Raw genomic sequence first — 23,237 nt, forward strand, 5'->3', positions numbered from 1 at the left:
CTCAGCCCCGCACCCGGACCTCACCCCCCGACCTCAGCCCCGCACCCCGACCTTCGTACGCACCGCCCGGAACGAGGAGCCCATGCGCACACCCCGCACCAGACCGGAAGCCGCCGCCCAGCGGCTGCCCGCGCCCCCCGAGCGCGGCCGCCGGGCGCACGCGGGGCCCCCGGCCGAGGAGTCCGAGGAGGAGCGGGCCGTCGGCCCCGGCGCGGGTCCGGCCGGTGGCGGAGCGCGACCGCGGCTCCGGCTGCGGCCCGCCACCGTCCGAGCGAAGATCGTCTCGCTGCTGATGGTCCCGGTGGTCTCGCTGCTCGCCCTCTGGGCCTTCGCCACCGTCAGCACCGCCCAGGACATCGCGGCGATCAGCAGGATCCGCCAGGTCGACGCCGAGATACGCACCCCCGTCGCCGCCGCTCTCGCCGAGCTCCAGGCCGAACGCCGCGCGGCCGTCCGCTTCCTGGCCGACCCCGCCGCCGACCAGGGAGCCGCCCTGGCGCAGCAGGCCCGGCGCACCGACGACGCCGTACGGAGCCTGCGGCTCGGCGACCGGCACACCGTCGCCGACTCCGGGGACTACGGCGCCGACATCGTCACCCCGCTCGGGGACTTCGTCACCGCCGCGGAGGGCCTCGCATCCGCCCGCAAGGACATCACCGACCGCCGCGCGACCCCGGAGGCGGCCTACGCGACGTACACGCGCCTGACCGAGTCCGCCCTCATCGTCGAAGGTGCCCTCTCCGGCGGGCGGAACCCCGAACTCGGCTCCGACGCCCGCGTCCTGCTGGAATTCGCCCGCGCCGGGGAACTGCTGGCGCGCGAGGACGCCCTGCTCGCCCTGCCGGGCCAGCGGAGCGCCGAAACGCTTCGCCGCCTGGCCGGGACCGTGGAGTCCCGGCGCGCGCTCACGACGGCCGCCGCCGGGGACCTGCCCGCCGCCGGGCGGGAAGCCTGGGACGCCGCCGCCAGGAGCGCGGCCTACGCCGACCTCACCGGGGCCGAGGACCGGGTACTGGCGACGGCCGCCCCGACGGCGAACGCCAACGGCAGCGCCAACGCCAACGCCAACGGCAGCGCCAACGCCAACGGCAGCGCCAACGCCAACGCCAACGGCAGCGCCAACCCGGCCGCCCGCGAGGCGGCGGGCGTCCCCGCCGGCTGGGAGGCGGCGTACACGGGGATCAGCGCCTCGATGAAGGAGATCCGCGAAGCCGCCCGGGCCGAAGCCGCCGACCGGGCGGATCCGTTCACCGAAGGGGCGCTGAGTCCCGCCGGCGCCGCCGTGCTGCTGGGCCTGGTCGCCGTCGCCGCCTCCCTCGTCATCTCCGTCCGCATCGGCCGGGCCCTCGTCGTGGAGCTGGTGTCGCTGCGCAACACCGCCCTGCGCATCGCCCACCGCGAACTCCCGCACGCCATGGACCGGCTGCGTGCCGGACAGACCGTCGACGTGGACGCCGAGACCCCGCCCGGGCGGCCCGCCGACGACGAGATCACCCAGGTCGGGGAGGCGCTCTCCACCGTCCACCGGGCCGCCCTCAGCGCCGCGGTCGAGCGCGCCGAACTCGCCGGCGGAGTCAGCGGGGTGTTCGTGAACCTGGCCCGCCGCAGTCAGGTCCTCGTCCACAAGCAGCTCACCCTGCTGGACTCCATGGAGCGCCGGGCGGACGACCCGGGCGAACTCGGGGACCTCTTCCGCCTCGACCACCTCACCACCCGGATGCGCCGGCACGCCGAGAGCCTGATCATCCTCTCCGGCGCCGCCCCCGGGCGCGCGTGGCGGATGCCGGTACCGCTGACCAACGTGGTCCGCGCGGCCGTCTCCGAGATCGAGGACTACCAACGCGTCGAGGTGCGAGGGCTGGCCGAGGGGGCCGTCTCCGGCAGCGCGGTCGCCGACCTCACCCACCTGCTCGCCGAACTGATCGAGAACGCGACGCAGTTCTCGCCCCCGCACACCAAGGTCCGGGTCAGCGGCGAGCCCGTCGGCACCGGCTACGTCCTGGAGGTCGAGGACCGCGGTCTCGGCATGGGCCGCGAGGTGCTGGCGGCGGCCAACCGGCGGATCGAGCACTCCGAGGACCTCGACCTCTTCGACAGCGACCGCCTCGGGCTCTTCGTGGTCAGCCGCCTCTCGACCCGCCACGCGATCCAGGTCCACCTGCGCACCTCGCCCTACGGGGGCACCACCGCGGTGGTCCTGCTGCCCAACTCCCTGCTCCAGAGCGCGATCGCCGGACCGCCCGCCGCCGCGGCCGCGCCGCGGGAACCCGCCGAGCCATCGGCGGAAGCCGCCCGGGTGCCGTCGCGGGCACCGGCCATGAGCGTCGTACGGGAACCCGTGCGCGGCCTGCCCGCCCCGGAACGGGACCGGGCCGCCGCCCCGGCCTCCGGTGCCGAGAGCCCTCGGCAACGGCCCGCCCCGGTGGCCTCGCTGCGGACGCGCGGCCCCGGGGGCGCGGCCACCCGTACCCACCCGTCGCCGGCGCCCGGGCCTTCCGTCCCGCTCGTGGCCCCGGATTCCGCTCCCGCACCGGGCTCCGACGGGTCCGGGGTCCGGACGTCCGGCCCCGGCCCCGGTTCCGCTTCCGGGTCCGCCTCCGCCTCCGCGTCGGTGACCGAGCTGCCCCGCCGGGTCCGTCAGGCCAGCCTGGTACCGCAGTTGCGCGAAGCCCCCGAGTCGAAGGCGCCCGCGGGTTCGGTGCGGGTCGAGGAGCCGCCGGGGCGCAGCCCCGAAGAGGCCCGGGACCGGATGGCCGCCTACCGGGACGGCTGGGCGCGCGGCACCCGGGAGAACTCCCCCCACGCAGGCAGCGAAGGAGAAGTGTGATGAGCGAACACCACGGGATCGACCTCGACGGCGTCCGCCGGTCCGGCGAACTGGACTGGCTGCTCGACGACCTGGTGATGCGGGTACGGGAGGTCCGGCACGCGGTGGTCCTGTCCAACGACGGGCTGGCGGTGGGTTCGTCCAGCGCGCTCGGCCGGGAGGACGCCGAGCACTTGGCAGCCGTCGCCTCCGGGTTCCACAGCCTCGCCAAGGGCGCGGGACGGCACTTCCACGCCGGGGGCGTGCGCCAGACGATGGTGGAGATGGACGAGGGCTACCTCTTCGTCGCGGCGGCCGGGGACGGTTCCTGCCTGGCCGTCCTCAGCGCGGCCGGCGCCGACATCGGGCTGGTCGCCTACGAGATGGCCCGGCTGGTCAAGCGGGTCGGCGAACACCTCTACACACCGGCCCGATTCGCGGCGCAACCGCCGTCCGCAGGGTGACGGCGGCGGCCCGGCACGTGGACGGCCGGTGGTACGACGCCGAGGCGGGTCCCCTCGTACGCCCCTACGCCATGACGGGCGGGCGCACCAAGCCCGGGCCGCACGGGGTCCGCTTCGACCTGATCGCGCTGGTCGTGGTGGATCCGGTGGCCTCCGCGGAAGCGGACGAGGCGTTGCTCGGGCCGGAACACCGGGCGTTGCTCGGACTGTGCCGCTCCGAGACGCAGTCGGTGGCGGAACTCGCCGCGGACGCGGACCTTCCGGTGGGCGTGGTGCGGGTGCTCCTGGGGGACCTGTTGGAGGCGGGCCACGTCAAGGTGAGCCGGCCGGTGCCGCCGGCGCAACTGCCGGACGAGCGGATTCTGCGTGAAGTCATCGAGGGATTGCGAGCGCTGTGATGGGACTGCACGACGACGGGCCCGCGCGGGCCGCGGGTTCGGGCACGGACGGGGACCTGGCCGCGCTCGCGCTGAAGATCCTGGTGGCCGGCGGCTTCGGGGTGGGCAAGACCACCCTCGTGGGCGCCGTCAGCGAGATCCGGCCCCTGCGGACCGAGGAACTGCTGAGCGAGGCGGGCGAACTGGTCGACGACACCGGCGGGGTCGACCAGAAGACCACGACGACCGTGGCCATGGACTTCGGCCGGATCACCATCCGGGCGGGGCTCTCGCTGTACCTGTTCGGGACACCGGGCCAGGACCGCTTCTGGTTCCTGTGGGACGAGCTGTCGCAGGGCGCGCTGGGGGCCGTCGTGCTGGCCGACACCCGACGGCTGGAGGACTGCTTCCCGGCGGTCGACTACTTCGAGCACCGGCGGATCCCTTTCGTGGTCGCCGTCAACTGCTTCACGAACGCCCGGCGTTACGGGGCGAACGAGGTGGCGCGGGCGCTGGACCTGGATCAGGGGACGCCGGTGGTGCTGTGCGACGCCCGGGACAAGGACTCGGGGAAGGAAGTGCTGATCAGGCTGGTCGAGTACGCCGGGCGGATGCACACCGCCCGGCTGCTCGACTCGGTGGGGCAGTAGACGGACCCCACGGCCGGCTTCGCCGGAGCGTCAGTCCGCGACACCGGCCGTCGCGATCACCTTGTCGATGGAGACGCGGACGAGGAGTTCGCCGGGCACGGCGTTGCGCCGGCCGAAGGCTTCGCCGCGTTCCTCACCCATGTACCGCGCGGCGATCCGGGTGGCCCAATCCAGGGTCTCCTGCGGGTCGTCGGCGTATTCGGCGATCGTGGCCCGGCCCTGGAGGACCACGTAGGCGAACGGCGGACGGTCGTCGTCCACGCAGAGGGAGACCCGGCCGTCACGGGCCAGATTCCGCCCCTTGACGGTGTCCTTGCCGGTGTTGAACAGGAAGGAATCGCCGTCGAGTACGAACCAGATGGGAGCGATGTGCGGGCTTCCGTCCTCGCGGACCGTCGCCAGCTTTCCGGTGCGGGTGCCGTGGGAGACGAACGCCCGCCATTCCTCTTGAGTCATCTTCTGTGCCATGGCTCCATCCTCCTTGCCGGAAAGCCCCTGGTGGGGAAGGCTGGCGGAACGACTACGCGGGGTGGGGCGCGGCCATGTCGGCCGCGTCGACGGGGAGGGGCTGGAAATGGCACTGGACAAGCAACTGGACTGGTTGCTGGACGACCTGACGCGCAGGGTCCAGCAGGTCCGGCACGCGGTGGTGCTGTCGAACGACGGCCTGGTCACGGCGGCCACGGCGGGACTGGCGCGGGAGGACGCGGAGCACCTGGCGGCCGTGGCGGCCGGTCTCCAGAGCCTGGCGAAGGGATCCGGGCGGCACTTCCGGGCGGGTGAGGTGCGTCAGACGATGGTGGAGTACGACGAGGGGTTCCTCTTCGTGGTGGCGGCGGGCTCGGGCAGCTGCCTGTGCGCCCTCAGTGCCGCGGAGGCGGACATCGTCCAGGTCGCGTACGAGATGACGCTGCTGGTCAACCGGGTGGGTGAGCACCTGGGCGTCGCGGAGCGGCGGATCACCGGAGGCTGATTTTCGGGGGTCGGTCGGAGTTGTCCACAGGGCCGGCGGGGATTCGTCGCGCTGAGTTACGGTCTTCACGCAGAGTGATCGCCACTCGTGGGGGAGGACCGTGATGAAGACCGTGATGCACACCCTGACGGAAGCGGACGTCGAGGTTGACGATGACGTTGACGTTGGGATCGACGTTGACGGGGACGCGCTCCCGGAAACGGCCGCTGTGGTCCGTGTACGACCGGCGGCGACAACCGGGCGGGTCGTGTGCGAGGAGGTGGACCCTCGGGGGGAACCGAGGTCGGACGCCTTGCTCGGCGGGGTCCGGGCGGCGGGGGAACTGGGTCTGGGGCGGGCGGAGTTCGCGCGCGCCGTGCAACTGGGACTGGTACGGGCCGGCCCGCGGGCGCCGGGAGGCGCGGCCCGCTTCACCCGGGCGGAACTGGACCGCGTCAAGGCGGCCGAGGGCTTCCCGGACGCGTTGCGCGCCCGGGTCGAGACGCTGGCCGGGGCCGATGCCGGAGCGAGGCTGCTGGGGATCGGGCCGAGCCGGTTCACCCGTCTCGCGCGCTGCGGACATGTCACCCCGGTCGGGTACCGGGTCAACCGGTACCGCACCGTCGTATGGCTCTATCTGGGCGCGGAACTCAGGGAGTTCGCCGCTGAGTGGCCGGGGGTGCTGCGCGGGGCCGCGTCCGATGAGGACCGGGAGCTGATCGCCGCCCGGGTGGACCTGCGGCCCGTCGGTTGGCGCGGCCGGCACGTGGGCCTCCTGCTGAGACGGACCTCCGACCCGTGGGAGCGGGCGGCCGTGCTGGCCTCCGTGCTTCCCGAGGAGCACGTCCGGGCCGCGGTACCGGATCCGGCCGAGCGGATCGTGCTGGCCGCCCTCGCGCCGCCCCCGCCCTACGGCCACCCGCAGGTACCGGCGGCCGCGGCGGTGGCACGGCGGCTCCTGCGGGCGCAGCCGCCGGACGAGATCGAGCGGTACCGCCTCGGCCTGGAACTCGCCCTGGCCGGGGCCCGAGGTCAGTCGAACGCGACGGGGGACAGGGGGCCGACGTAGACCCAGGCACCGCCCTCGCGGGAGAAGGCGCTGTGCTCGTGCAGCGAGCCCGTGTGTCCGGCCTCGCGGTAGTGCGCGCGGAACTCCACGGAACCCTCCGTCTCGAACATGCCGCCCCGCGCGGTGGCGAGGATCTCCAGCCGCTCCCAGCGCTGTTCGGGATCCAGGTCGAGTCGGCCCGGGCGGGTCGAGGAGTGCCAGGAGCGCATCAGGTAGGCGGTGTCGCCGAGCGCGAAGGCGCTGAAGCGCGAACGCATCAACAGCTCGGCGGTGGGCGCCCGGCCGCCCGCGTGGAAGCGACCGCAGCACGCCGGGTAGGCGGCGGGCAGGCCGCAAGGACAGGGGAGGGCCGGGGTGGGCATGGGTGCGCTCGGTTCTTCCGGTGAGGAGGGCGGACGGGAGCCACCGCGGTGGACGCCCACCGCGGTGATCGCGGGCACTGCCGCGAAGGGCCGGCTACCGCGTGGCTACTGGGGTGACACGGCCGGCTTTGCCGCGTCGGGCGCGTACGGGCGGAAGAGGCCTTCCTGGACCACGGAGACCAGCAGCCTGCCCTCCACGTCGTAGATCCGGCCCCGGGCCAGCCCGCGACCACCGTGGGCGATGGGCGACTCCTGGTCGTACAGGAACCACTCGTCGGCCCGGAAGGGCCGGTGGAACCACATGGCGTGGTCCAGGGAGGCCATGTCGAAACCGCGCATGCCCCACAGGGGTTCGACGGGGATGCGCACGGCGTCGAGGAGGGTCATGTCACTGGCATAGGTGAGGGCGCAGGTGTGTACGAGCGGGTCGTCGCCCAGGGGGCCGACCGCCCGCATCCACACCGCGCTGCGCGGATCGGCGTCCTTGAGGTCCTCCGGGGTCCAGCGCAGCCGGTCCACGTACCGGATGTCGAAGGGCTGGCGACGGGCCATCCGCTCCAGCGCCTCGGGCAGCGCGCCCAGGTGCTCGCGGATCTCGTCCGCGACCTTCGGGAGGGCGTCCGGGTGCGGGAAATCGAGGCGAGGGGGCAGCTGGTGCTCGATGCCGCCCTCCTCGGGGTGATGGAAGGAGGCGGTCAGATTGAAGATGGTCTTGCCCTGCTGGACCGCGGTGACCCGACGCGTGGTGAAGGAACGCCCGTCGCGCACCCGCTCCACCTGGTACACGATCGGCACGCCGGGGATGCCCGGACGCAAGAAGTACGCGTGGAGGGAGTGGACCGGGCGGTCGCTCTCGGTGGTGCGGCCGGCCGCGACCAGCGCCTGCCCGGCGACCTGCCCGCCGAACACGCGCTGGAGCGATTCCTGCGGGCTCGCGCCCCGGAAGATGTTGACCTCGATCTGCTCCAGGTCGAGCAGGTCGACGAGTCTCTCGGCGGGGTTCGTCATCAGAGGTTCTCCACTGTCGGGTCCGGCGGGAACGGCGGGTCCATCGGATGCCGGGGCTGCGTCGGGTGCTGAGGGTCCGGCGGGTCTTGGGGGCGCGTCGTGCGGGACGGGTGCGTACGGGCCCGGGTCAGAGTTGGCCGAGCTCACCGACCGAGGTGACCCGGAGCACGGCCCGGCCCTCCTCGTCGGACGCCGCGAGGTCGACCTCGGCGCTGATGCCCCAGCCATGGTCCCCGTTCGGGTCGGCGAAGGTCTGGCGGACGCGCCACAGCCCGTGCGCCGGGTCCTCCTCGATCTGCAGGAGCTTGGGACCACGGGCGTCGGGGCCGGTACCGAGGTCGTCGTACTCGTCCCAGTAGCCGTCCATGGCCTCGCCCCAGGCGTCGGCGTCCCAACCGGACTCGGCGTCCAGCTCGCCCAACACGTTCACGTGGTCCAGGGCCGCCAGCTCGACCCGGCGGAACATGGCGTTGCGGACCAGCACGCGGAACGCGCGGGAGTTCGCCGTGACCGGCTTGACCTGGTCGGCCTTCTCCTGGGCCTGCTCCGCCGTCTCCACCTCCGGGTTCGCCAGCTGCTCCCACTCGTCCAGCAGACTGGAGTCGACCTGGCGGACCAGTTCGCCCAACCAGGCGATGAGGTCCTGGAGGTCCTCGGACTTCAGGTCGTCCGGGATGGTGTGGTCCAGCGCCTTGTACGCGCCGGCCAGGTAGCGCAGCACGATGCCCTCGGTGCGGGCCAGCTCGTAGTAGGAGGTGAACTCGGTGAAGGTCATCGCCCGCTCGTACATGTCGCGGATGATCGACTTCGGGGAGACGGGGTGGTCCCGGACCCACGGGTGGCTCTTGCTGTAGACGTCGTAGGCGTGGAGCAGCAGCTCTTCGAGCGGCTTGGGGTAGGTGACCTCCTGGAGCCGCTCCATCCGCTCCTCGTACTCGATCCCGTCGGCCTTCATCGCGCCGACCGCCATGCCGCGTTCCTTGTTCTGCTGGGCGGCGAGGATCTGGCGCGGGTCGTCCAGGGTCGACTCGACGACGGAGACCATGTCCAGGGCGTAGGAAGGGGACTCCGGGTCCAGCAGGTCGAAGGAGGCCAGCGCGAACGTCGACAGCGGCTGGTTCAGCGCGAAGTCCTGCTGGAGGTCGACGGTGAGCCGGATGGTGCGACCCTCGGCGTCCGGGGTGTCGAGCTTCTCGACGACACCGCCGTCCAGCAGCGAACGGTAGATGGCGATCGCCCGGCGGATGTGCCGCAGCTGCGCCTTGCGGGGCTCGTGGTTGTCCTCCAGCAGGTGGCGCATCGCCTTGAAGGCGTCGCCCGGACGGGCGATGACCGACAGCAGCATGATGTTGGTGACCTTGAAGCGCGAGGTCAACGGCTCCGGATCGGCGGCGATCAGCTTCTCGAAGGTGGTGTCCGACCACGCCACGAAGCCCTCGGGGGCCTTCTTGCGGACCACCTTGCGGCGCTTCTTCGGGTCGTCGCCCGCCTTCGCCAGGGCCTTCTCGTTCTCGATGACGTGCTCGGGCGCCTGCGCGACCACGAACCCGGCCGTGTCGAAGCCGGCCCGGCCGGCGCGGCCGGCGATCTGGTGGAACTCGCGGGCGCGCAGCGTGCGGACCCGGCTGCCGTCGTACTTGGTGAGGGCGGTGAACAGCACCGTGCGGATCGGTACGTTCACGCCGACGCCGAGGGTGTCGGTACCGCAGATGACCTTCAGGAGACCGGCCTGCGCCAGCTTCTCGACGAGGCGCCGGTACTTGGGCAGCATGCCGGCGTGGTGCACGCCGATGCCGTGGCGGACGTAGCGGGAGAGGTTCTGGCCGAACTTCGTGGTGAAGCGGAAGTTGCCGATCAGCTCCGCGATCCTGTCCTTCTCCTCGCGGGTGCACATGTTGATGCTCATCAGCGACTGCGCCCGCTCGACCGCCTGGGCCTGGGTGAAGTGCACGATGTACACCGGGGACTGCCGGGTCTCCAGCAGCTCGGTGATGGTGTCGGTGATCGGCGTGGTCACGTACTCGTACGACAGCGGGACGGGCCGGGTCGCCGAGCGGACCACCGAGGTGGGCCGGCCGGTGCGCCGGGTCATGTCCTCCTCGAACCGCTTCATGTCGCCGAGAGTGGCCGACATCAGGACGAACTGGGCCTGCGGGAGCTCCAGCAGCGGGATCTGCCAGGCCCAGCCCCGGTCCGGCTCGGCATAGAAGTGGAACTCGTCCATGACGACCTGGCCGATGTCCGCGTACTTGCCGTCGCGCAGGGCGATGGAGGCGAGCACCTCGGCCGTGCAGCAGATCACCGGGGCGTCCGCGTTCACGGAGGCGTCACCGGTCAGCATGCCGACGTTCTCGGTGCCGAACATCTTGCACAGGTCGAAGAACTTCTCCGACACCAGCGCCTTGATCGGAGCGGTGTAGAAGGTGACCTTGTCCTGGGCCAGCGCGGTGAAGTGGGCGCCCGCCGCGACGAGGCTCTTGCCCGAGCCGGTCGGAGTCGAGAGGATCACGTTCGCCCCGGAGACGACCTCGATCAGTGCCTCCTCCTGCGCCGGGTACAGGGTGATGCCCTGTTCCTCCGCCCACGAGGAGAAAGCCTCGAAGAGGGCATCGGGGTCGGCGTTCGGCGGGAGCTGATCAATGAGGGTCACACCCCCCATCTTGCCTGGCTTCCCCCCGGATCCGGGAACCGGCGGACAAGAGGAAGATCACCGCCGGTACGCTGGGCCGTCCGGGCGGCCCGATCGACTCCCTCAACAGGGCCCCAACACCGAGTTACCGGGGTGGGGAACGAGCATGATGGGTCCGGCGCACTCATTGTCGGGAGCAGCGGCCTGGCTGGGGGTGGGCGCCGCAGCGGCCGCCTACGGGCAGCCGATGCCGTGGCCGGTTCTCGTCGTCGGGGCGCTCATCTGCGCGGGCGCGGCCCTCGCCCCCGACCTCGACCACAAATCCGCGACGATCTCCCGCGCCTTCGGTCCCCTCTCCAGGGTCCTGTGCGAGGTCGTCGACAAGATCTCGTACGCCGTGTACAAGGCGACCCGCTCCCCGCGCGACGCCCGCCGCACCGGCGGTCACCGCACCCTGACACACACCTGGCTCTGGGCCGTCCTCATCGGTGGGGGATCCTCCGCCCTCGCGGTCACCACCGACCGCTGGGGCGTCCTCGCGCTGCTCTTCGTACACCTCGTGCTGGCCGTCGAAGGGCTGCTGTGGCGGGCGGCCCGGATGTCGAGCGACGTCCTGGTCTGGCTGCTCGGCGCGACCAGCGCGTGGATCCTGGCCGGGGTCCTCGACCAGCCGGGCAACGGCGCGGGCTGGCTGTTCACCGAGCCGGGCCAGGAGTACCTGTGGTTGGGCCTGCCCATCCTGCTCGGCGCGCTGGTCCACGACATCGGCGACGCCCTGACCGTGTCCGGCTGCCCGATCCTGTGGCCGCTGCCGATCGCCGGGAAGCGCTGGTACCCGATCGGCCCGCCCAAGATGATGCGCTTTCGCGCGGGCAGCTGGGTCGAGCTGAAGGTCCTGATGCCCGTGTTCATGCTGCTCGGCGGGGTGGGCGGCGCCGCCGCCCTGAACCTCTTCTAGGGCGAGGCGCGACCCGGCACCGGTGGGCCGGGGGCTGTCCGCCGTGGGGCGGGCCGTGGCCGGTTTCGTGAGGCCGTCCGGTCAGGCGTGTCCCGGACGGACACCATGTGCCCCGACGGGCCGTCGGAGCCGCCGGCTCGCAGGACGTCCGGGGGGACGCATGGGCAGCACCGGCAGAACGCTCTGCGCGGGTGTGGCGGGGATGCTCCTCGCCGCGCTCGCCCTCGCCCCACCCGCCCACGCGGACCCGGGGGCGACCGACGGGGCCGCGCCGGACACCGCAGCGACCTGTAGGCCGGCGCTGCGCGTACTGGAGTCGCTGCCGGGATCGGGCGAGGGCAATCCCCGGCCGCGCACCGACCAGGTGAACGGCATCGGACCGCTCGGGCTGTCCGTCGGGGTGTCCCACGACAAGCCCGCCTACTGGCTCGGCACCGCCGTGCGCGCCGTACCGCTGCCGGCGGGAGCCACCGGAGGCAGCGTGGAGGCCGTCAACCGCCTCGGCCTCATGGTCGGCACGCTCACCGGCCCCGGCGGCCGCAAGGCCTTCAGCTACCGGCCGGGCACACGGGCGGTCACGCTGCTGCCGGGCGGGCAGTACGCGACCGCCGTCAACGACCGGGGCCACGTCGTCGGCCACCGCCACGACCCCTCGACCGGTGCGGGCACCGGCCTCGAATGGTCCGGCCCGGCCCTGCGCAGGGAACTGACCGTCCCGCGCGGCTTCCGGCTCGAAGAGGTCACCGGGATCAACAACGCCGGGCAGATCACGGGACACGGCTCCGGACCCACCGGCAACGACGAGGAACCGTACGACATGAATCCCGGCCTGCTCTGGTCCGCCGAGGCCGCAGCCGCTCCCGTGCTGCTCCAGCCCGTCGGCGGCGACTACGAGTACTACAGGCCGCAGGCCATCGACGAGAGCGGCCGGATCGTCGGCCACCACTGGTACACCCGGGCCATGCGGGAAACCCCGCTCCAGTGGACCGCCCCGTACACGGAGCCCTCCCACGTGCCCCTGCCCGCCGGGAGCACCAGCGGCACCTTCGAGGACATCAGCCCCCGCACCGGGGTCTCGGTCGGCGCCGCCACCACCTACAACCCGCCCGAGGACACCGTCGTCCGGGCCCAGTACTGGACCGGCGGCGGCCCGATGCGCATCCTTCCCGGCCTCACGCCCACCGGCCACTCCGCCGCCCACGCCGTCGGCGACGACGACCGGGTCGGCGGGGTCGCACTGGACGCCGGGAACGTGGCCCGCCCCGTCGTGTGGACCTGCGCGGGCCGGCAGGCGTACGAACCCGTGGCGGCGACCCGGCCGGCCGCGCGCGGGTGACGACCGGCTGGTTCGTCCCTTTCGGATGGTGCCGGTCGGGCCGGCGGACCGACCACGGGTCCGCACGGCTGCCGGCCCGCGCAGGTCCGCACGACGGGCCGGGACCACCACGGGCGCCGCCCGGCCGCCCGGACCTCCGGCCTGCCACCGCTCGGCCCGTCGGCCCGTCGGCCCGTCGGCCCGTCGGCCCGTCAGTTCGCGCGGCCCCGTCAGCCGTGCCAGGAACGCCACAGGGCCGCGTACGCCCCGTCGGCCGCCACCAGCTCGTCGTGCGAGCCGAGCTCGCTGATCCGGCCCGCCTCGACCACCGCGATCACGTCCGCGTCGTGCGCGGTGTGCAGGCGGTGGGCGATCGCGATGACCGTGCGGCCGTCCAGCACCCGGGCCAGCGAACGCTCCAGGTGCCGGGCGGCACGCGGGTCCAGCAGCGAGGTCGCCTCGTCCAGCACCAGCGTGTGCGGATCCGCCAGCACCAGCCGGGCCAGCGCGACCTGCTGCGCCTGCGCCGGGGTCAGCGCGCTGCCGCCCGAGCCGACCTCGGTGTCCAGCCCGGACTCCAGGGACCGGGCCCAACCGTCCGCGTCCACCGCTCCCAGAGCCGCCCACAGTTCGGCGTCATCCGCGCCCGTCCGGGCCAGGCGCAGGTTGTCCCGCAGCGAACCCACGAACACGTGGTGCTCCTGATTGACCAGGGCCACGTGCTCGCGGACCCGCTCCGCCGGCATGCCCGACAGCCGCGCACCGCCCAGCGTCACCGCGCCGGTCCGGGGCGCGTAGATGCCCGCCAGCAGCCGGCCCAGCGTCGACTTGCCCGCGCCCGACGGGCCGACCAGCGCCATCCGCGTGCCCGGCGGCACCGACATCGACACCCGGTGCAGGACGTCCACGCCCTCCCGATAGCCGAAGTGGACCTCGTCGGCGCGGACCTCGCGGCCCTTCGGGGCGAGCGCGCCGTCGCCCGCCGCAGGCTCGATCTCGTGGACGCCCACCAGCCGCGCCAGCGAGACCTGGGCGATCTGCAGTTCGTCGTACCAGCGCAGGATCAGGCCGATCGGATCGACCATCATCTGCGCCAGCAGGGCGCCCGTGGTCAGCTGCCCGACCGACATCCATCCCCGGAGCACGCAGTAGCCGCCGATCATCAGCACCGAGCCGAGGATCGTCACGTAGGTGACGTTGATGACGGGGAAGAGCACCGTCCGCAGGTACAGGGTGTACCGCTCCCAGGCCGTCCACTCCTTGATCCGCTGCTCCGACAGGCCGATCCGGCGCCGGCCCAGACGGTGCGCCTCGACGGTGCGCCCGGCGTCGACCGTCTCGGTGAGCACCGCCGCGACCGCCGCGTACCCGGCCGCCTCCGAGCGGTACGCCGACGGCGCCCGCTTGAAGTACCAGCGGCAGCCGATCACCAGCACCGGCAGGGCCACCAGCGCGGCCAGGGCCAGCGGAGGCGCGGTCACCGCGAGGGCCCCGAAGAGCAGTCCGGCCCACACCACGCCGATGGCGAGCTGCGGCACGGCCTCGCGCATGGCGTTGGCCAACCGGTCGATGTCGGTGGTGATGCGGGACAGCAGGTCGCCCGTCCCCGCCCGCTCCAGGACGCCCGGCGGCAGGCCGACCGAGCGCACCAGGAAGTCCTCGCGCAGGTCGGCCAGCATCTCCTCACCGAGCACGGCCCCACGCAGCCGCACCAGTCGCACGAAGCAGGTCTGGACGACCAGGGCCAGCGCGAACAGCAGCCCCACGCGCTCCAGATGGAGGTCGCGGGCCCCCGCCGAGAGCTCGTCCACGACCCGACCCAGCAGGTACGGGCCGACCATGGAGGCGATCACCGCGACGGCGTTGACCGTCACCAGGGTCAGGAACGCCCGCCGGTGGCGGAGGAACAGGCCGCGCACATAGCCCCGTACGGTCGCCGACGAGCCCACGGGCAGGGTCGCGGCCGTCTCGGGGGCCGCCGGATCGTACTCCGGGGGCGCCACGCCGATCATGCGGATTCCTCGATCTCTGTGAGTGCCTCTTCCAACCCGGCCAACTCGGTTCCGGGCCGGTCCGTCCGGTCGGCCCTGTCGCTCCGGTCGGTCCCGTCGATCCGATTGGGTTGGTCGGGCCGTTCGGGCCGTTCGGGCCGGTCGGGTTCGCGGGTGACGACCGCCCGGTAGCGCGGTTCGTCCCGCAGCAGTTCGCGGTGCGTCCCCGCGGGCAGGGCGCGGCCCTCGTGGACGAGCACCACCCGATCGGCCCGGTCCAGGAGCAGCGGCGAGGACGCCAGGACCACCGTGGTCCGACCGGCGCGCAGGTCCGTGATCCCGTCGGCGATCCGTGCCTCGGTGTGCGAGTCGACGGCCGAGGTCGGCTCGTCCAGCACCAGCACCTCCGGGTCGGTGACCAGCGACCTGGCCAGCGCGAGGCGCTGGCGCTGCCCGCCCGACAGGGACCGACCGCGTTCGGTGATCCGGGCGTCCATCGGGTCGGTGACCCCGTCGGGCGCCGACAGGAGCAGGGCCTCCAGTACGTCACCGCACTGCGCCGCGGCCAACGCGGCAGCGGGTTCCACTGCGCCCGAGGCCGGTACGTCGAACAGTTCGCGCAGGGTTCCGGACAGCAGCACCGGGTCCTTGTCCTGTACGAGGACCAGCGTGCGCGCCGTGTCCAGCGCGAGGTCGTCCAGCGCGACCCCGCCGAGCAGCACCGACGGCTCCGCGGACGAGCCACCGGCGGCCGGTACGGGCTGTCCGCCCAGGCGCTCGGCGAGCCGGCCCGCCACGTCCGGGTCCCCGCACACGACGGCCGTGAGCCGGCCCGCCGGAGCCAGCAGCCCGGTCTCGGGGTCGTACAGGTCGCCGCCCGGAGCGGGCGCGTCCGGAACCACGGCATCCGGGCCGTTGCCCAGGTCCGGGCCCGGGCCCGAGCCGGTCCGCGCTTCCGCCTCGGCGTCCGTGCGCGTCAGCGACAGCACCCGGGCCGCCCGCTGGGCGGAGGGACGCGAGAAGGAGTAGGCCATGGCGATCTCCTCCACGTTCCTGAGCGGATACAGCATCAGGGACACCGCGCTGAACACGGCGACGAGTTCGCCGATGTCCAGCCGACCGGCGAGCACGAGGGAGGAGCCGTACCAGACCACGGTGATCAGCAGCAGCCCCGGCAGGAACACCTGGATGGCCGAGATCAGGGCCCACATCCGGGCGCTGCGCACGGCCGCCGACCGGACCTGCTGCGAGGCCTCGCGGTAGCGACCGAGGAAGAGTTCCTCGCCGCCGATGCCCCGCAGCACCCGCAGGCCCGCGACGGTGTCGGAGGCGAGTTCGGTGGCCCGGCCCGCCTTCTCGCGCTGGAAGTCGGCGCGCCGGGTGGCCCGGGGGAGCAGCGGCAGCGAGGCGAGCGCCAGCACGGGCATGCCCACGGCCACGACCACGCCGAGGGCCGGGGCGTAGACGACGAGACCCACGCAGACGATCACGATGGCGAGGGCGGCCGCCAGGAACCGGGAGACGGCTTCCACGAACCAGCCGATCTTCTCCACGTCACCGGTGGACACCATCGTGATAGCTGCCGCGTTCATGCGCATCTCGGGGGCGTCCCCGGAATCGGTTCGTTTCCCCTTGCCCTTGGTGGGCTTATCAGGTTCGTCAACCACCCCGGTGGAGACGGCGACGACCTCACCGGCGGCGACCCGCCGGGTGAGGGCCGCGCCGAGCTCGGCCGTCCGGCGGGCGAGCAGCTGCTGCACGCGGGCGGCGGCGGTGATCCAGTTGGTGACGGCCGTGCGGTGCAGCATCGCGTCGCCCACCGAGATGGCGATGCCGAGCAGCACGATCAGGGCGCCGACGAGGAGCAAGCGCCGGCCGTCGCCCTCGACGACGGCTTCGACGCCGAACCCCACCGCGAACGGCAGGCCGGCGATGCCGCAGTGGTGCAGGAGGCCCCAGGCGAGGCTCTTGGCCTGCCCGCCCAGTTGCCCCCTCCCCAGCCACAGCAGGAAGCGGGGGCCGGAACGGGCGTCGGGTACCCCGGGGTCCGGATACGGAAGATCGCTGATCTGCATGACGCCCCATGACTGGTCGAGTGGTTCAAGCCACGCAAGGTTCGCCTTTCGGACCAGGCCCGGGCAATCGATTTTCCGGCCCGGACGGGGGCTTCGGAAGAGCCCCTCCCGCTCCGGAGCGCGCACTCCGGCGCACCCGCGGGGCGCGTGGGACCCCTGGTCGCCTCAGGGGCGGGTGGCCCGTTCCAGTTCGAGCAGAACCGAGTAGTAGCTCCGTCCGGTGGCCCGGTCCATGCCCACCTCGCACATCCGGTTCGCCGACAGGTGCGCGTCGAACGCGCGCGCCGTCACCTCCCGGGCCTCCGCGGCCGTCGCGGATGCGGTCAGCTCCGGATGGAGCATGCCGCGGTCGCCCGCGAACGCGCAGCAGCCCGCGTCGTCCGGGACCACCACCTCCTCGGCGCAGGCCTCGGCGACCGCGCGCAGCTGCGCCTCGTCGTCGAGGTGCCGCATCGAGCAGGTGGGGTGCAGGACGGCCGAGCCGACGGTCCGCCGGACCTCCAGACGCGGCAGCAGTTCCTCCGCCGCCCAGACGACCGAGTCGACGATCCGCAGGGCGGCGTGGAGTTCGCGGTTGTCGTCGGTCAGGTACGGGACCACCTCGTGGGCGATGCCCAGGGTGCAGGAGGACGCGTCGACCACCAGCGGCAGCAGACCCCCGGCGGTCCAGCCCCAGGCGGCTTCGACGATCCGGTTGGCCATCACCCGGTTGCCGGCCCCGTAGCCCTTGGAGTGCCAGATCGTCGCGCAGCAGGTCCCCGCGACGTCGTCCGGGATCCACACGGGCCTCCCGGCCCGCTCCGACACGGCCACCACCGCCTCGGGCAGGGAGGGGCCGGGACGCCCGTCCGGGCCGCCGAAGATCCGGTTGACGCAGGCCGGGTAGTACACGGCGGTCGCGGTGACCCGATCTGTCGCGGGCAACCGGCGGGCGGCGGCCCCCGGGATCTGCGGTAGCCACGCGGGCACCAGGTCCGGACGCACGGCCTTGCGCGCGGCGGCCGTCACGGCGCCCAGCACCCGGTCCGAGACCGCGTCCGGGAGCGCGCCGGCGGCGGCCACGGCCAGCCGCGCGGCCGCCTCCACGCCGCGGAACCGCCGGGCCGCCAGCGCCGCGGCGCGTTCCTCGCGCGGGCTGTGCCGGCGGTGGCGGAAGTCCTTCATCAGCGCCCCGGTGTCGATGCCGACGGGGCAGGCGATCTTGCAGGTGGAGTCGCCGGCGCAGGTGTCGACGGCGTCGTAGCCGTACGACCCGAGCAGCCCGTCGAGCACGGCGGAGCCGGGTTCCTGGCGCACCATCTCGCGCCGCAGCGCGATCCGCTGGCGCGGCGTGGTCGTCAGGTCCTCGCTGGGGCAGGTCGGTTCGCAGAACCCGCATTCGATGCAGGGGTCGGCGACCGCCTCCACCCGCGGGATCGTCTTCAGACCGCGCAGGTGGGCCCGGGGGTCCCGGTCGAGCAGGACGCGCGGGGCGAGGATGCCGTCAGGGTCGACGATCCGCTTGGTGCGCCACATCAACGCGGTGGCCCCGGGACCCCACTCCAGTTCCAGGAAGGGGGCCATGTTGCGGCCGGTGGAGTGCTCGGCCTTCAGGGAGCCGTCGAACCGCTCCACGGTGAGCCGGCAGAACGCCTCCATGAAGGCCGCGTACCGGTCGACGTCGGCGGGCTTCGCGGCGTCGAAGGCGAGCAGGAAGTGCAGGTTGCCGTGCGCCGCGTGACCGGCGACGGCCGCGTCGAACCCGTGCTCCTCCTGGAGGGCCAGGAGCGCCTCGCAGGCCTCGGCCAGCCGGGACGGCGGCACGGCGAAGTCCTCGGTGATCAAAGTGGTGCCCGGGGGTCGGGCGCCCCCGACGGCGGTGACGAAGGCCTTGCGGGCCTTCCAGTAGCCGGAGATGGTCCTCGGATCACAGGTGAAGGCGTTCGTCACCGAGGGGACGGGCGCCACGAGCTCCAGCGCGGGCAGCACCGCGGCGGCGCGCCGTTCTAGGACCGCGCGCCCCGCCGCGTCCGGAGCCCGGAACTCCACGAGCAGGGCGGCCGTTTCCCTGGGCAGCCGCGCCCAGTCGGCGGGCACCCCGGCGACGCTGACGGAAGCGCGCAGCGTGTTGCCGTCCATCAGCTCGACGGCGAGGGCGCCGGCCTCGTTGAACAACGGGACGGCGGCCGCCGCGGCGGGCAGCGAGGGGAAGAAGAGCAGGGCGCTCGTCAGCTCGCGGTCGAGGGGGACGGTGTCGAGGACGACTTCGGAGATGAAGCCGAGCGTGCCCTCCGAGCCGACCATCAGGCCGCGCAGGATCTCGACGGGGGTGGTGCCGTCGAGGTAGGCGTCCAGCCGGTACCCGGTGGTGTTCTTGATCTCGTACTTGGCGCGGATCCGGGCGACGAGCGCCGGATCGGCCTCGATCTCCGCCTTGATCGCCATCAGGCCGTGGCACAGGGCCGGCTCCGCGCGGGCCAGTTCCTCGTCCGCGAGCGGGTCGGCGGTGTCCACGACGGTGCCGGTCGGCAGGACGAGGGTGAGCGAGGAGAGGGTGCGGTACGCGTTCCGGGTCGTCCCCGCCGTCATGCCGGAGGCGTTGTTCGCGACGACGCCGCCGACGGTGCAGGCGATGGCGCTGGCGGGGTCGGGTCCCAGGATCCGGCCGTGCCGGGCGAGCGCGGCGTTGGCCCGCAGCACGGTGGTGCCCGGCCGGATGCGGGCGCGGCGGCCGCCGTCCAGGACCTCGACGCCCGTCCAGTGGCGGCGCACGTCGACCAGGATGTCCTCGCCCTGGGCCTGCCCGTTGAGGGAGGTCCCGGCCGCGCGGAAGACCACGTCGCGCTGCTTGCCGTGGGCGTACGACAGGACGGCGGAGATGTCGTCGATGTCCTCGGCGACCACCACGACCTGCGGCACGAACCGGTACGGCGAGGCGTCGGTGGCGTAGCGGACCAGGTCGGAGACCTTCCACAGCACCTTCTCCGGGCCCAGCAGCTCGGTCAGCTCCGTGCGCAGGGCGTACGGGGTGCCGGCGGCCAGCCGGTCCGGCACCCGGTCGGGGGCGGGGCCGCCCGCGCCGTGCGGGCGCAGTGCGCCGGGCTTCGGTTCCAGCAGCGGCATGTGCGACCCCTCGTCCGTCTCGGCGGCGCCCGCGGAGCGGCCGACCCGGCGCCGGAGCGCGGATCAGCAGGGGCGCTCCGCCGGGACGTCCGCCAGCGCGTTCAACAGCCCGCCGAGCACCTCGCGCTGTTCGGCGGTCAATGGAGCCAGGATCTCCTCTGCCGCGTCGGTTCGCGCGTTGCGCAGACGGCGCAGCGTGGCGCGGCCGGTTTCGGTGAGCTCGATCCGGATGACGCGGCGGTTCGCCGGGTCGGGTGCCCGGCGGACGCAGTCGGCCGCCTCCAGGGCGTCCACCAGGGTGGTCACGGCCCGCGGCACGACCTCCAGACGTGCGGCGAGATCGGCCATCCGGGGCGGTCGCTCGCCGCCGTGGTGGGCGACGAGGCGCAGCAGCCGGCCCTGCGCCGGGGTGATCCCGAGCGGCTCCATGTGGCGTTTCTGTATGCGGTGCAGCCGCCGCGTCAGACGCAGCAGCTGCTCGGCGAGGACGCCGTCTGTGGTGTCGCTCTCGGAACCGGTGCTCATACTGGGAACAGTACCAGGACCGGATTCATTGTGAGCATAGGTAACAATGAGCTAAGCTCATCGGAGTCTCGTCAGAAGGAGGCCCATGCGCCCCGAAGAACCGAATTGGACACCATCGAACGAAGCCCTCGACCCCACCCGCCCCGGTCCCGCCGAGCGGCCGCGCGAGCTGCGCCGGATCGTCGGCCTCTTCCGGCCCTACCGCGGTCGGCTGGCCGTCGTGGGTTCCCTGGTGGCCGCCTCCTCGCTGGTCGGCGTCGCCTCGCCGTTCCTGCTCAAGGAGATACTCGACGTCGCGATACCCGAGGGCCGTACCGGTCTGCTGAGCCTGCTCGCCCTCGGCATGATCCTCACCGCGGTCGTCACCAGCGTGTTCGGTGTGCTCCAGACGTACATCTCCACCACCGTCGGCCAACGCGTGATGCACGACCTGCGCACCGCCGTCTACGCCCAGCTCCAGCGGATGCCGCTGGCCTTCTTCACCCGCACCCGCACCGGTGAGGTGCAGTCCCGCATCGCCAACGACATCGGCGGCATGCAGGCGACGGTCACCTCCACGGCGACCTCCCTGGTGTCGAACCTGACCGCCGTCATCGCCTCCGTCGTCGCGATGCTCGCGCTCGACTGGCGGCTGACCGTCGTCTCCCTGCTGCTGTTGCCGGTCTTCGTGTGGATCAGCCGTCGGGTCGGTCACGAACGCAAGCGGATCACGACGCAGCGGCAGAAGCAGATGGCCGCGATGGCGGCCACCGTCACCGAGTCCCTGTCCGTGAGCGGGATCCTGCTCGGCCGCACCATGGGCCGCTCGGAATCCCTCACCGCCGCCTTCTCCGACGAGTCCGAGAAGCTGGTCGGGCTCGAAGTGCGCTCCAGCATGGCCGGACGCTGGCGGATGTCCACCATCGGCATCGTCATGGCCGCCATGCCCGCGCTCATCTACTGGGCGGCCGGCATCGCCCTGCAAACGGGCGCCCCCTCGCTCTCCGTCGGTACCCTCGTCGCCTTCGTCACCCTCCAGCAGGGCCTCTTCCGGCCCGCCGTGAGCCTGCTGTCGACCGGTGTGCAGATACAGACCTCCCTCGCCCTGTTCGCCCGGATCTTCGAGTACCTCGACCTGCCGGTGGACATCACCGAGAAGGCGGACCCGGTCCGGCTGGAGCGGGCGAAGGGCGAGGTCCGGCTGGAGGACGTGCACTTCGAGTACGAGGCCAAGAGCGGCCCGACGCTCACGGCGATCGACATCACGGTCCCGGCGGGCGGCTCCCTCGCCGTCGTCGGCCCGACCGGCTCCGGCAAGAGCACCCTGAGCTACCTGGTGCCGCGGCTGTACGACGTGACCGGCGGTCGGATCGCCCTCGACGGGGTGGACGTGCGCGACCTCGACTTCGACTCGTTGGCCCGCTCCATCGGCGTGGTCTCCCAGGAGACCTACCTCTTCCACGCCTCGGTCGCCGACAACCTGCGCTTCGCCAAGCCGGAGGCCACCGACGAGGAGATCGTCGAGGCGGCCCGCGCCGCCCAGATCCACGACCACATCGAGTCCCTGCCCGACGGCTACGAGACGCTCGTCGGTGAACGCGGCTACCGGTTCTCCGGCGGCGAGAAGCAGCGACTGGCCATCGCCCGGACCATCCTGCGCGATCCGCCCGTGCTCATCCTCGACGAGGCCACCAGCGCGCTCGACACCCGTACGGAGCACGCCGTGCAGCAGGCCATCGAGCGCCTCTCCCGCGGTCGCACCACCATCACCATCGCGCACCGCCTCTCCACCGTCCGGGACGCCGACCAGATCGTGGTGCTGGACGGGGGCCGCATCGCCGAACGCGGTACGCACGAGGAGCTGATCGGCGCCGACGGTCGCTACGCCGCGCTGGTCCGGCGGGACCGGGACGCGACCCAGACCCCCGCCCCGGCCGAGGTCGCGGAGGCGGGTCGGGCCGAGCGGGGTTCCGTCGAAGAGCAGACGCCGACTCCGGTGAACGTGTGATCATCTGACCGGTGCAAGGGTGGAATGCCGGGAATGACATACTTCGCCGGTTAGCGTGCCCGTATGCGTCTTGAGTACCGGCAGCCACAGCGCCGCCCCCGGCTCACTCGCCGGGGCCGTCTCGCCTTCTTCCTCGGCACGCTGATCGCGCTGGGGGTGGCGGTCATGCTCCCGCTGTTCCCCCGGGAGCAGGCGCCCGAGAAGCCGCGTCAGTTGGTGATCCCCGAAGGGTGGCGGGCCCCGCAGGTCTACACCGCGGTCGACCGGGGACTGGGACTCCCGGCCGGCTCCACGAAGGCGGCCGTCGCCGCGGCCGGGCTGGAGCTGCCCCCGGAGGCCAAGGGCAATCCCGAGGGCTACCTCTTCCCGGCGACGTACCCGGTGACCTCGAAGACCACCCCGGGCGCGCTCCTCGCGTACATGGTGCGGACGGCCAACCAGAAACTCGCGACGAAGGCCGTCGCCGACGGCGGCAAGGCGCACGGCATGACCCCCTACCAGACGGCCACCCTGGCCAGCATCATCGAGGCGGAGGCCGACACCCCCGCCGACATGGGGAAGGTCGCGCGCGTGGTGCACAACCGGCTCGCCAGGTCGATGCCGCTCCAGATGGACTCCACCATCAACTACGCGCTGAACCGCACTACCGTGGACACCAAGCTCAGCGACACCCGGATCGACCACCCCTTCAACACCTACGAACGCCAGGGCCTGCCCCCGACCCCGATCGACAGCCCCGGCCTGCGGGCCATGGCGGCGGCGGTCGCGCCCACCCCGGGGGACTGGCTGTTCTTCGTCACGGTGAAGCCGGGGGACACCCGCTTCTCGGCGACCTACGAGGAGCACAAGAAGCACGTCGCGGACTTCAACCGGCTGCGCGCGGCGGCAGGCCCCCCGGCGGCCCGGCCGAGCGCGACCCCGACCGTCCGTGGGACCTCGGCCCCGCCGACCCGGGGCACCTGAGCCT

Annotated in this window: 18 protein-coding genes; 10 read left to right on the top strand and 8 right to left on the bottom strand. The window is 72.9% G+C overall.

Annotated features, from left to right (window positions below; genetic code table 11):
- Nucleotides 1-82: 82 nt before the first annotated feature.
- Genes ACFY0I_RS08330 through ACFY0I_RS08345 form a run of 4 tightly spaced genes read left to right on the top strand, consistent with a single transcriptional unit; the run spans nucleotide 83 to nucleotide 4,297 of the window.
- Nucleotides 83-2,827: a nitrate- and nitrite sensing domain-containing protein gene (locus ACFY0I_RS08330; RefSeq protein ID WP_388891923.1), complete on the top strand. Its 2,745-nt coding sequence runs from the start codon at nucleotides 83-85 to the stop codon at nucleotides 2,825-2,827.
- Nucleotides 2,827-3,270 (top strand): roadblock/LC7 domain-containing protein, encoded by a 444-nt coding sequence (locus ACFY0I_RS08335; RefSeq protein WP_388891926.1) that lies wholly within the window; start codon nucleotides 2,827-2,829, stop codon nucleotides 3,268-3,270. The genes ACFY0I_RS08330 and ACFY0I_RS08335 overlap by 1 nt, the downstream gene beginning before the upstream one ends.
- Nucleotides 3,267-3,668, top strand: coding sequence for a DUF742 domain-containing protein (locus ACFY0I_RS08340; protein ID WP_388891928.1), 402 nt, complete (start codon nucleotides 3,267-3,269; stop codon nucleotides 3,666-3,668). Before ACFY0I_RS08335 ends, ACFY0I_RS08340 begins: the two co-directional genes overlap by 4 nt.
- Nucleotides 3,668-4,297: an ATP/GTP-binding protein gene (locus ACFY0I_RS08345; RefSeq protein ID WP_388891930.1), complete on the top strand. Its 630-nt coding sequence runs from the start codon at nucleotides 3,668-3,670 to the stop codon at nucleotides 4,295-4,297. Before ACFY0I_RS08340 ends, ACFY0I_RS08345 begins: the two co-directional genes overlap by 1 nt.
- A 30-nt stretch (nucleotides 4,298-4,327) precedes the next feature.
- Here the strand turns inward: ACFY0I_RS08345 and ACFY0I_RS08350 are convergent, their stop codons facing one another.
- Nucleotides 4,328-4,765, bottom strand: a complete 438-nt coding sequence (locus ACFY0I_RS08350) for a PPOX class F420-dependent oxidoreductase (protein ID WP_388891932.1) — start codon at nucleotides 4,763-4,765, stop codon at nucleotides 4,328-4,330.
- 106 nt (nucleotides 4,766-4,871) lie between these two features.
- On the opposite strand from ACFY0I_RS08350, the gene ACFY0I_RS08355 reads away from it, so the two are divergent.
- A complete protein-coding gene (locus tag ACFY0I_RS08355) occupies nucleotides 4,872-5,270 on the top strand; it encodes a roadblock/LC7 domain-containing protein (RefSeq protein ID WP_281209658.1) in 399 nt (132 codons plus the stop codon).
- Between the two features lie 292 nt (nucleotides 5,271-5,562).
- A complete protein-coding gene (locus tag ACFY0I_RS08360; protein ID WP_388891936.1) occupies nucleotides 5,563-6,318 on the top strand; it encodes a DUF6397 family protein in 756 nt (251 codons plus the stop codon).
- Here the strand turns inward: ACFY0I_RS08360 and ACFY0I_RS08365 are convergent.
- The 3 genes from ACFY0I_RS08365 to ACFY0I_RS08375 form a co-directional block, all read right to left on the bottom strand.
- Nucleotides 6,282-6,680 (bottom strand): YchJ family protein, encoded by a 399-nt coding sequence (locus tag ACFY0I_RS08365; protein ID WP_388891939.1) that lies wholly within the window; start codon nucleotides 6,678-6,680, stop codon nucleotides 6,282-6,284. The two genes, ACFY0I_RS08360 and ACFY0I_RS08365, sit on opposite strands and share 37 nt — an antisense overlap.
- Before the next feature lie 105 nt (nucleotides 6,681-6,785).
- Nucleotides 6,786-7,688, bottom strand: coding sequence for an acyl-CoA thioesterase (locus tag ACFY0I_RS08370; protein WP_388891942.1), 903 nt, complete (start codon nucleotides 7,686-7,688; stop codon nucleotides 6,786-6,788).
- A 127-nt stretch (nucleotides 7,689-7,815) separates the two neighbouring features.
- Nucleotides 7,816-10,338: a DEAD/DEAH box helicase gene (locus tag ACFY0I_RS08375; RefSeq protein WP_388891944.1), complete on the bottom strand. Its 2,523-nt coding sequence runs from the start codon at nucleotides 10,336-10,338 to the stop codon at nucleotides 7,816-7,818.
- A 145-nt stretch (nucleotides 10,339-10,483) separates the two neighbouring features.
- Here ACFY0I_RS08375 and ACFY0I_RS08380 point away from each other — a divergent pair, with 145 nt between their 5' ends.
- On the top strand, nucleotides 10,484-11,275 hold the full coding sequence (locus ACFY0I_RS08380) for a metal-dependent hydrolase (protein WP_388891946.1): 792 nt from the start codon (nucleotides 10,484-10,486) through the stop codon (nucleotides 11,273-11,275).
- A 160-nt stretch (nucleotides 11,276-11,435) separates the two neighbouring features.
- Nucleotides 11,436-12,611, top strand: a complete 1,176-nt coding sequence (locus ACFY0I_RS08385) for a hypothetical protein (RefSeq protein WP_388891948.1) — start codon at nucleotides 11,436-11,438, stop codon at nucleotides 12,609-12,611.
- Between the two features lie 209 nt (nucleotides 12,612-12,820).
- On the opposite strand, the gene ACFY0I_RS08390 is transcribed toward ACFY0I_RS08385, so the two are convergent.
- From ACFY0I_RS08390 to ACFY0I_RS08405, 4 genes are all read right to left on the bottom strand, one after another.
- Nucleotides 12,821-14,602, bottom strand: coding sequence for an ABC transporter ATP-binding protein (locus ACFY0I_RS08390; protein ID WP_388891952.1), 1,782 nt, complete (start codon nucleotides 14,600-14,602; stop codon nucleotides 12,821-12,823).
- Nucleotides 14,599-16,656, bottom strand: coding sequence for an ABC transporter transmembrane domain-containing protein (locus ACFY0I_RS08395; RefSeq protein WP_388891955.1), 2,058 nt, complete (start codon nucleotides 16,654-16,656; stop codon nucleotides 14,599-14,601). Before ACFY0I_RS08395 ends, ACFY0I_RS08390 begins: the two co-directional genes overlap by 4 nt.
- 165 nt (nucleotides 16,657-16,821) lie before the next feature.
- Nucleotides 16,822-19,758 carry an FAD-binding and (Fe-S)-binding domain-containing protein gene (locus ACFY0I_RS08400; protein ID WP_388891958.1) on the bottom strand — a complete coding sequence of 979 codons (2,937 nt, stop codon included), beginning with the start codon at nucleotides 19,756-19,758 and terminating at the stop codon, nucleotides 16,822-16,824.
- Nucleotides 19,759-19,821: 63 nt separating this feature from the next.
- Nucleotides 19,822-20,283 carry a MarR family winged helix-turn-helix transcriptional regulator gene (locus ACFY0I_RS08405; protein ID WP_388891960.1) on the bottom strand — a complete coding sequence of 154 codons (462 nt, stop codon included), beginning with the start codon at nucleotides 20,281-20,283 and terminating at the stop codon, nucleotides 19,822-19,824.
- An 85-nt stretch (nucleotides 20,284-20,368) separates the two neighbouring features.
- Between ACFY0I_RS08405 and ACFY0I_RS08410 the strand changes: the two genes are divergently transcribed.
- On the top strand, nucleotides 20,369-22,270 hold the full coding sequence (locus ACFY0I_RS08410; protein WP_388891962.1) for an ABC transporter ATP-binding protein: 1,902 nt from the start codon (nucleotides 20,369-20,371) through the stop codon (nucleotides 22,268-22,270).
- A gap of 63 nt (nucleotides 22,271-22,333) precedes the next feature.
- The gene (mltG, locus tag ACFY0I_RS08415) at nucleotides 22,334-23,233 is read left to right on the top strand and encodes an endolytic transglycosylase MltG (RefSeq protein ID WP_388891965.1); all 900 of its coding nucleotides are present in this window, start codon (nucleotides 22,334-22,336) and stop codon (nucleotides 23,231-23,233) included.
- Nucleotides 23,234-23,237: the final 4 nt, after the last annotated feature.

The sequence above is a fragment of the Streptomyces sp. NPDC001568 genome (assembly GCF_042893755.1).
Lineage (GTDB): Bacteria > Actinomycetota > Actinomycetes > Streptomycetales > Streptomycetaceae > Streptomyces.